A 9,271-nucleotide genomic window follows, 5' to 3' on the forward strand; every position below is an offset into this window, starting at 1 on the left:
GTATACGTATACCTGAAACTACCCGTTGGTACTTCTGTAGAATATACCGACTCGGTAACCCGGGTATTGGAAAACCGGGTATACGGGGTATTGAATATGGACGGTGGTAAAAAGCCTAACCCTATTGTAGAGTCGGTAATTTCCAATGTGGCCGTAGGTGCCAGTGACCCTATGAGCGGAGACCGCAGTACCCGACCTGAACTGGGTCGGATCCAGGTTTCTTTCGTGGAATTTGAAAAACGACACGAGCAATCCACCAAACCTATCCTTGATTCTATCAGGGCGGTGGTAAAAGGTATTCCGGGCGCCGAGCTAAGCGTGGCCCAGGAACAGGGCGGACCTCCGACCGATCCTCCCATCAATATCGAAATTGCCAGTGAAGACTTCGATGACCTGATCAAATCAGCGGTATCCTTAAAAAACTACCTCGATTCTATACAGGTAGCAGGAGTGGAAGAATTGAAAATGGATATTGACCTGAATAACCCCGAAATTTCACTTACCATCAACCGGGAACGTGCTTTACGCGAAGGGGTCTCTTCTGCACAGATCGGTATGCAGATCCGTACTGCTTTATTCGGCCGGGAAGTGTCTAAAATAAAGGACGGGGAAGATGAGTATAAAATTCAGTTACGAAACAGTGAAATACAGCGGAAGAACCTGGTGGATCTGCTGAATATGAATATTGTATTCCGCGATTTTGCCAGCGGAGGCGCTATTAAACGGATCCCGATCAGCTCCTTGGTAGATGTTGATTTTACCAGTACCCTGGGTAGCGTTAAACGAAAAAACCAAAAGCGTTTAATCACGCTTAGATCCAATGTGCTATCAAGTTTTACTCCTACGGAAGTAAACCAGCGTATCAAAGAACATATAGACAATTTCAAACTCACTTCCGAATCGGTTACCATACGTCAAACCGGTGAGGGAGAACAGCAGGCTGAAACTGGTGCCTTCCTGTCAAAAGCCCTGGTTATTGCCCTGATGCTGATCCTGTTTATCCTGGTATTGCAGTTTAATTCGATCAGTAAACCGGTCATCATCCTAACAGAAATTTTATTCAGCGTAATTGGTGTATTACTTGGATTTGCCATTACGCGGATGGAAGTGAGTGTGGTTATGACAGGTATCGGCATCATTGGGTTAGCGGGGATTGTGGTGAAAAACGGGATCCTGGTAATCGAATTTGCAGACGAACTGAGAGCGCGTGGCATGAAAACCAGGGAAGCGGTTATTGAGGCGGGAAAAACCAGGATTATACCCGTGTTACTTACAGCCCTGGCGGCCATCCTGGCCCTGATCCCCCTTGCGGTAGGATTTAATATCAACTTCATAAGTCTCTTTTCCGACCTGGACCCGAAAATTTTCTTTGGGGGTGATAATGCCGTATTCTGGAAGCCGCTCAGCTGGACCATCATCTTTGGTTTAACCTTTGCCTTCTTCATGACCCTGGTAGTGGTACCGGCCATGTACCTGATGGCAGAAAGATTAAGACGTCCGATGCGCAACCAATTTGGTGGAAAATGGGTCTCTATGATGGGAATTCCTCCCCTGACTTTATTGTTTATTCCGATGGTCCTGTACACCATGTTCAGACACCGGGTGGCTGTAGCCAGAAGAAAACGAAAAATCAAAGGGAATGAGGCAGACCCTGCTTATAAAGCATTTGTTGGAAGTTGGTTTTAAAAGAAAGTAATTTTATTCCATGAGAAGTAATCACGAAATAGACTACAAAATCTTTGGGGAAGAAATGCAATATGTTGAGGTTGAACTCGACCCCAATGAAACAGCAGTAGCTGAAAGCGGAAGCTTTATGATGATGGACGAAGGCGTTCAGATGGCTACTATTTTTGGAGATGGCTCCAAACAACAATCTGGCGGATTCCTGGGTAAACTGGTAAGTGCCGGTAAACGCGTGTTAACCGGTGAAAGCCTTTTTATGACCACCTATACCAATATTGGACAGGGAAAAAAACGGGTGAGTTTTGCATCGCCCTACCCCGGTAAAATTATACCGCTTGATCTGATGCAACTGGGTGGCCGGGTAATTTGCCAGAAAGATGCGTTCCTTTGCGCAGCAAAAGGGGTTAGTGTTGGTATTGCGCTTCAGCGAAAATTGGGTACCGGTATTTTCGGCGGAGAAGGATTTATTATGCAAAAACTGGAAGGAGATGGCATGGCATTCGTTCATGCGGGCGGCCATGTTTTTGAACGTGAACTGCAAGCCGGCGAAGTGTTGAAACTCGACACCGGTTGCGTAGTAGCCTATACCCAAACCATTGATTTTGATATTCAGTTTGTAGGAGGTATCCGCAACTCCATTTTTGGCGGAGAAGGATTGTTTTTTGCCACCCTTCGCGGACCTGGTAAGGTCTGGATTCAGACACTTCCTATCAGCCGCCTGGCCAGCAGAATTATTCAATATGGCGGAACACGCCGGAAAGAAGAGGGCAGTATTCTGGGAGGCTTGGGAAATGTACTGGATGGAGATGGATGGTAGTGTTTCTGGCCTGCTAAACGCATAAAAGAACCGGGTTATTTACCCGGTTTTTTTATGGATGCAGGGCAAGTAATTTCTGTTGAATCGGTGTAAAGGCCGTCCAGGGTATGAAGTGGCCTCCCTCTAACCATAAAGTGTCAATACGGGTAGCCTGCACCAATTGTTTTATGCCGAATTCTACATTCACCGGTGGAACCCAGCTATCTGATTTACCATGAATAAAAAGCACTGGTTTTTTAACATCTCCCAGGCGGGGCGACAGGATTTTGAGGTCTGTTTTTAAATAAATCAATTCGGTATTGGAAGGACGGAAAGCGCCGGGGAGGAAAAATTTCAAAGGGGTTTTTTCCAGAATTTTTCTCCAGTGCTCTGGTTTTTCAGCATCCGGATCAATACTGCCTGAAATTAGTACGAGCCCGGTTGCCAACTGCGGATAATCCAGGTCGAGTTGAAGTACCATTGGCCCTCCCAGGCTATGGCCCACCAGCCAGAGTGGTTGGTTGTTTTTGAATTGTGCTAATACGGGGCCCATCAGTTTCGACTGGTCGGCCAGGTTCCAGGCTTTCCCAAAATTGGAATAGCCGAACCCCGGCCGGTCAATGCTGATCATCCGGTACCTGTTGCGCAGTAAACTGTCTCTTAAATAGATCTCAAAGGCATTCCAGCTGCCGGGCGTTCCATGAATAAAGATCAGGGTCGGCAGTGAATCGCTCCCTGTTTGCACATAATGGAGAGGAGCTCCGTTCTGGTAACGGGTGCCGGTTTTTAGCGTAATACCGCTTTTTTGGAAAGCAGCAATGGCCTTGGCATCTGCTGTTCTGAACATAAAACAACTTTGCGCCATGATCAGCCAGCTGACCAGTACAATAAGCAGGAGTAAGAATGGTTTTTTCATAAATACCCTAACTTGTACAATCAAGTAAAAAAAATGTTTATGAAGGTGATAGGTTTCCTGGTTTTGATAGCAATGCTGCCTGCTACCTCAATGGGTCAGAAAAAGAAAGGGGCACCGGTATTGGAGCAATGGAAAACGGCAGCAGCTTCGGGTATTCAGGAACGTTATAACCAGTATAAAGATATCGCATTTGCCATTTGGGAGTATGCAGAGCTGGGTTATAAGGAAGAAAAAAGTTCGGCTTTACTGCAACAGGCCCTAAAAGAAAATGGGTTTAAGGTGGAAGCGGGGGTAGCTGGTATACCCACGGCATTTGTTGCCAGTTTCGGCGAAGGCGGGCCTGTACTAGGGATACTGGCCGAATTTGATGCGCTGCCAGGTTTATCGCAGCAGGCCATCCCGGAAAAAAAGCCAGTAGAGGGAAAAACAACCGGGCATGGATGCGGGCATCATTTATTTGGAACAGCTTCCATTGCTGCTGCTATTCAGGTAAAGGAATTAATGCAGCAGTATAATTGGAAAGGCACCCTGAAAGTTTTTGGCACGCCGGCAGAAGAAGGTGGATCGGGCAAAGTTTATATGGTTCGTGAAGGGCTGTTCAATGGTGTTGATGCCGTATTGCACTGGCATCCTGCCGACGAAAATACTACCTGGGCAGATGGTGCATTGGCCAATAAATCGGCCAAGTTCCGGTTTTATGGCACTGCTGCTCATGCCGCCGCAGCACCCGAAAAAGGCCGGTCTTCACTGGATGCAGTAGAAGCTATGAACTATATGGTTAACATGATGCGGGAGCATATACCTGCAGATGCCAAAATTCATTACGTAATAACACAGGGCGGAAAAGCTCCCAATGTAGTGCCTGATTTTGCAGAAGTGTATTATTATGTAAGGCACCCAAACCGGGAAGTAGTGATGGACTTATTTGAGCGCATTCGAAAAGCATCGGAAGGGGCTGCTATGGGCACAGAAACCAGAACCGATTTCGAAATTATTGGGGGTACATATGATCTATTGCTCAATAACGCCTTGGCAGCGTGTATGCAATCAAACCTGCTGCGCATAGGTGGTGTTCGCTATACTGCCGATGAACTGGAATTTGCTAAAAAAATTCAAAGCAGTTTTGGGTTTGCCGTTGATCCGGTGGAAACTGCCTCAGCCATAAAACCGATTCGGGTAAATTCTGGTAAAACAACCGGGTCTACTGATGTAGGAGATGTGAGTTATACCGTACCAACAGTTGGGCTGAGAGCAGCTACCTGGGTACCTGGAACTCCGGCCCATAGCTGGCAGGCAGTAGCTTGCGGTAAAACAGAAATCGGTGCCAAAGGAATGATGGTAGCCGCTAAAACAATGGCTTTAACCCTGCTCGACCTGCTGCATGAGCCGGCTATTCTACCGAAAGCAAGAGCTGAGTTTGATGCTGCCCGTGGCGCAGGTTTCCGCTATATACCTCTTTTGGGCAATCGTGCTCCTGCCCTTAATTACCGCGATTAAAACGAGGTTTCCAAATTGCTGGTACCAGGTTAAACTACACCAACCAAGTCGAATTACCCTCATGACCGGTCATCCCAAAAAAACGACCGTTCAACAGCATAATAAACCAAACAAGGTATTATGTATTACAAGATACAGTATTTGGACTATATCTTTGTTATGCATGTGAATTAGAAGAAGGCCTATAGGGGATAAAAAACAGATCATCCGAACAAAATGATTTCTGTCATGGGCATAGAATTCTATTGCTTAAAAGCTTTGCCATGAACAAATTACAGATCAAAAACCTGAACAAGACCTATTCCGATGGAATAAAAGCCATCAACAACATTTCCTTGGAAATAAGCAATGGTTTGTTTGGATTGCTGGGACCAAACGGCGCCGGAAAATCCTCGCTCATGCGCACCATTGTTGGCCTTCAAGCTGCTGATAGTGGCGAGATCATATTCAATAACGTTAATGTTATGAATGATCCTTTCTTCCTTAAAAAGCAGTTGGGATTTTTACCGCAGGACTTTGGAGTGTATCCTAAAATAACTGCTTACGATCTGCTGAACCACCTGGCTATTTTGAAGGGAGTTACCAACACTTATGAAAGAAAGGAACAAATATTATCGCTACTACAAAAAGTGAATCTGTATACTCATCGAAAAAAAGAAGTATATACGTTTTCAGGTGGTATGAAGCAAAGATTTGGCGTTGCTCAGGCATTACTGGGCAATCCGAAGATTATTATTGTAGATGAGCCCACGGCAGGACTTGACCCCGAAGAACGCAACAGGTTTAACAGCCTACTCAGTGAATTGGGAGAAGATATCATCATTATTCTTTCCACACATCTCGTGGAAGATGTTCGCAATTTGTGTTCGCAGATGGCCATTATCAATAAAGGGTCTGTTTTACAACAAGGCAATCCCAATGATTTGATTACAGGCCTTCAAGGACGAATCGGACGAAAGCAAATAAAAAAGCAGGAGCTTGACAGCTATAAAAGAGATCACCGGGTTATATCCTCACAATTCATATCAGGCAATCTGAATATTCATGTCATGGCCGATATGATGCCCGATGGGTTCCAGCCCATAGACCCAACTCTGGAAGATGTGTATTTCTCTATACTTAACCAGAATTCAAATTAATCATGACTGCCTTATTCTTATTCGATATAAAACGATTCTTCAAAAGATGGAGCACCTATGTATTGCTTATATTGATTGTTGCATTGGGCGTAGTGATTGGAAAAGATGCACATTTTACAATAAGTGAAAGTGTTTATCAAAATTCACCTTACCAAATTTCTTATATCACCGCACTCTTCAGTTTATCCGCTATATTATTTTCAACCATTTTTGCGGCCCAGTATGCAAACAAAGAGCTGGACAATAATTTTGAGCAGATATTTTTCAGCACTCCAATCAGGAAAAGTCAATTTGTTACGGCAAGATTTGCATTCTTGTTAACAATCAGCTTTTTGCCTACCATTTTATTTACAGGAAGCTTTTTGTTCGGCCATCAATTAGCGGCATCCAACCTAAAAAATGAGTCTGTTTCATTGCTCTATTATATACAACCTGTTCTCTTGTTCACCTTCGTCAACACGATTTTTACAATAGCTGTGTTAAGCTTTGCAGGATGGATCTCAAAAAACAAACTGATCATTTACGTTAGCGGCCTATCATTGTACATGATCTATATGATCACCCTTATTTATTCGGGCTCACCTTTAATGGCAGGCTCATTGCCCCAATCGGAACAAGCAAGGTTTATCAGTGCTATTGTAGATCCGTTTGGGATGTCTGCATATTTTTATCAAACATCGTCCTGGACAGTTGACCAGAGAAACACACAACTCATTTCGATAAAGGGATTGTTTGCCTTGAATAGAATGATTGTCGTACTCGTCTCTTTATTGTTGTTCTATATAAGTGTGAGAAAATTTAATTTTTCAAAAAAACAATCAAAGCTCCGCTCCAAATCAAAAGAAAACACGCACGATAATAAGTTGGCCTTCAGCTATAAACGAGCGCCCACACAGCACAATATACAGGCCCATGTAAAATCGTTGCTTTCATTTTCCAAAATACATTTAACCTATATTGTAAAAAGTATTCCGTTTATCTTGGCTTTATTGTATGTCCTTTTTACAGTAGGGATGGAAATGTATGCAGCCATTGAAAAGGGACTTAGAATTCCCCAGCAATATGTTAGCTCCGGATTAATGACCACCACCATTATTCAGCATTTTTATGAACTAGGTTTGATCATCTTATTGTATTATGCATTTGATATTTTTTGGAGAAGCAACACTGTACGTTTTAACCTGATTGAAAACAGTACGGCCAATACATCAACCGCTTATTTTGCCAAATGGATCTCATTAACAGTAGTAGCACTGATTTTTACGGTTGTATTAATTTCGGAAGGCATTGTATTCCAGTTATTGTACAACTATCCTGCTATTGAATGGAACGTGTATGGCAATCTTTTTCTCTTTATCACGTTGCCATTATTTTTAATGAGCGGATTTCTATTATTGATAAAGATAATAATTAACCGGAAGTATATAGGGATGGGTGTTGCAATACTATTCGTTTTTATAATGGCAACATCCATAGGTAAAAGTTTTATCACATATCCTCTGGCGAAAATATTCCGCGTTATTCAGACGAACTACAGTGATATGAATGGATTTGGCAGGTATGGCTCTGCATATTTGAAAGGAATACTCTTTGGACTTGGTTGCCTGGTAGCATTCGTCAGCATCTACTACCTGACAAAGAAAGCCAATAGAGGTTGGCTGGTATGGATGCCTTTAATTGGGTCTGTTATGCTGTCTTCGTATGCCGGTGTAAAATTATTGGATGGATATAAACCCAAAAGCGAAACAGCTGTTTTAGCTGCACAGGCAAGTTATGAAACGCAGTATCGTAAATACAGCAACCGACCTCAACCAACTGTTACCAATATAAATACAACTGTAGATTTGTTTCCGGAACAAAACGCCTACCACATAAAGGGCGTTTACGAACTTGAAAACAAAACCAATTCAGGTATCGACAGCATCCTGGTCAATTTTGCAGATGATTTTAAAATAGAAAGTGCTACATTTAAAATTGCTGATGAAATAATCACCGTCAAAGATCAGTATCAGGTACTTGTACTCCGGAAAGCGTTGATGCCAAATCAAAAAGCTACCTTTCATTTCGATATTTCCTACGAGTGGAAGGCGGTGAACGGTCACCAATCTTTTAATGCCATCGTTGGGAATGGTTCCTTTATGCGCATAAGCCGATACTATCCTCATTTTGGATATGTATTGGAAAATGAAATTGAAGATGAAGCAATCAGAAAAAAATACAAACTGGGTGCCAGGTCAGCCACTACAAACTTTGACGCTCCAAAGACTGCTAACGATGATTTTATTACACTTGATATGACCATATCTACATCAGGCAATCAAACAGCTCTTGGTGTTGGAGAGTTAACAAAAAAATGGAAACAACAAAACAGGAATCAATTTCAGTACAAAACCAGTGATCCCATTCCGTTTAGGTTTGGTATATCTTCTGCAAGATACGCAGTAAAAAAGCAAAAATATAAAGGCAAAAGTTTTGAAATCTATTATCACCCTACGCATGCAGAGAATGTGGATCATCTCATGAATAACGCACGGTTGACCATGGATTATTGCGAAAGAAATTTTGGAAACTATCCGTTTAAAACTATCCGATTTGCAGAAGTATCGGGCTTCACCAGTGGCTTTGCAGCTACGGCTTACCCTGCTACTATCTATATGACAGAGAACATGGTTTTTCATTCCAATATTAAAGCAGATAAGCAGCAGGATGTTATTAATGAATTAGCTGGGCATGAGTTAGCCCATCTCTGGTGGGGCAATAATCAAATATATCCTGACGACAGAGATGGATCAGCCATGCTTACAGAAACATTGGCCATGTACACCGAAATGATGTTGCTCAAACAAATGCACGGCAAAGAAAAAATGTTGGATCGTATAAAAATGCATTTCGATATTTATTCCTTCAGCAAGGGCTTTTCAGTTGAACAGCCATTGTATAAGGTTCAGGCCGGAGAAACTCATATATCTTATTCAAAAGGAGCCGTGGTAATGTATCTGTTAAGTGAATTAATAGGTGAGCAAAAATTAAATGATGTACTGAGAAATTTCATTGAAAAACATAAATATCCCAACCCAAAACCTGTTTCATCAGATTTCTTGGATGAACTATACCGGTTAACGAACCCGTCTGTTCATTCAAAAATTGATACACTATTTAAAAAAATTGAGCCCCTAAGTTTGGGATTGCCATAAATGCCAGAGAGCTCTTAAAGACAATAGCGTGTTTCAACCCTAATAC

Annotated in this window: 6 protein-coding genes; 5 read left to right on the forward strand and 1 reads right to left on the reverse strand. The window is 42.6% G+C overall.

Features of this window, described 5'->3' with window-relative positions; all coding sequences use genetic code 11:
* Together A1D16_RS02365 and A1D16_RS02370 are read left to right on the forward strand one after the other, a co-directional pair.
* Positions 1-1,686, forward strand: a 1,686-nt coding sequence (locus A1D16_RS02365; protein WP_290707411.1) for an efflux RND transporter permease subunit, incomplete at its 5' end; no start/stop codon positions are given.
* 19 nt (positions 1,687-1,705) lie between these two features.
* On the forward strand, positions 1,706-2,500 hold the full coding sequence (locus A1D16_RS02370) for a TIGR00266 family protein (RefSeq protein WP_290707413.1): 795 nt from the start codon (positions 1,706-1,708) through the stop codon (positions 2,498-2,500).
* 52 nt (positions 2,501-2,552) lie between these two features.
* Here A1D16_RS02370 and A1D16_RS02375 read toward each other — a convergent pair whose 3' ends face one another.
* Positions 2,553-3,395, reverse strand: coding sequence for an alpha/beta hydrolase (locus A1D16_RS02375; RefSeq protein WP_290707415.1), 843 nt, complete (start codon positions 3,393-3,395; stop codon positions 2,553-2,555).
* Between the two features lie 39 nt (positions 3,396-3,434).
* On the opposite strand from A1D16_RS02375, the gene A1D16_RS02380 reads away from it, so the two are divergent.
* From A1D16_RS02380 to A1D16_RS02390, 3 genes are all read left to right on the forward strand, one after another.
* Complete coding sequence (locus A1D16_RS02380; protein ID WP_290707417.1) at positions 3,435-4,892, forward strand: amidohydrolase; 1,458 nt, start codon at positions 3,435-3,437, stop codon at positions 4,890-4,892.
* 263 nt (positions 4,893-5,155) lie between these two features.
* Positions 5,156-6,031, forward strand: coding sequence for an ABC transporter ATP-binding protein (locus A1D16_RS02385; RefSeq protein WP_290707419.1), 876 nt, complete (start codon positions 5,156-5,158; stop codon positions 6,029-6,031).
* 2 nt (positions 6,032-6,033) lie between these two features.
* Positions 6,034-9,225: a M1 family aminopeptidase gene (locus A1D16_RS02390; RefSeq protein ID WP_290707421.1), complete on the forward strand. Its 3,192-nt coding sequence runs from the start codon at positions 6,034-6,036 to the stop codon at positions 9,223-9,225.
* Positions 9,226-9,271: the final 46 nt, after the last annotated feature.

The sequence above is a fragment of the Flavihumibacter sp. CACIAM 22H1 genome (genome assembly GCF_001601815.1).
Lineage (GTDB): Bacteria > Bacteroidota > Bacteroidia > Chitinophagales > Chitinophagaceae > Flavihumibacter.

Bases quoted from the DNA above. Each gene is read 5' to 3' on its own strand.
- A1D16_RS02370 (WP_290707413.1), top strand. From the start codon at position 1,706: ATGAGAAGTAATCACGAAATAGACTACAAAATCTTTGGGGAAGAAATG.
- A1D16_RS02375 (WP_290707415.1), bottom strand. From the start codon at position 3,395: ATGAAAAAACCATTCTTACTCCTGCTTATTGTACTGGTCAGCTGGCTG.
- A1D16_RS02380 (WP_290707417.1), top strand. From the start codon at position 3,435: ATGAAGGTGATAGGTTTCCTGGTTTTGATAGCAATGCTGCCTGCTACC.
- A1D16_RS02385 (WP_290707419.1), top strand. From the start codon at position 5,156: ATGAACAAATTACAGATCAAAAACCTGAACAAGACCTATTCCGATGGA.
- A1D16_RS02390 (WP_290707421.1), top strand. From the start codon at position 6,034: ATGACTGCCTTATTCTTATTCGATATAAAACGATTCTTCAAAAGATGG.